1 protein-coding gene is annotated in these 545 nt (G+C 65.1%); it reads left to right on the forward strand.

Features of this window, described 5'->3' with window-relative positions:
* Positions 1–545, forward strand: a 545-nt coding sequence (locus JMV15_RS27830) for an AMP-binding protein (protein ID WP_201491986.1), incomplete at both ends; no start/stop codon positions are given.

The following is a 545-nucleotide window of genomic DNA, read 5'->3' on the forward strand; positions in this document are numbered from 1 at the left end:
GCTTTCGACGGCTCCCACGAAGGCTGGATGCACCCGCTGATCAACGGCGCCAGCGTGTTGATCCGTGACGACAGCCTGTGGCTGCCGGAATACACCTACGAGCAGATGCATCGCCATAACGTGACCATGGCGGTGTTCCCACCGGTGTACCTGCAACAGTTGGCCGAACATGCCGAGCGCGACGGCAACCCGCCGGCGGTGCGGGTGTACTGCTTTGGCGGTGATGCCGTGGCTCAAGCCAGCTACGACCTGGCGTGGCGCGCGCTGAAACCCAAATACCTGTTCAACGGCTACGGCCCGACGGAAACCGTGGTCACGCCGCTGCTGTGGAAGGCACGCAAGGGCGACCCCTGTGGCGCCGTCTACGCGCCCATCGGCACTTTGTTGGGTAACCGCAGTGGCTACGTGTTGGATGCGCAACTGAACCTGCAACCCATCGGCGTGGCCGGCGAGTTGTACCTGGGCGGCGAGGGCGTGGCCCGGGGTTATCTGGAGCGTCCGGCGTTAACCGCCGAACGCTTCGTGCCGGACCCGTTCGGCAAGCC

The sequence above is a fragment of the Pseudomonas paracarnis genome, assembly GCF_904063055.1.
GTDB lineage: Bacteria > Pseudomonadota > Gammaproteobacteria > Pseudomonadales > Pseudomonadaceae > Aquipseudomonas > Aquipseudomonas paracarnis.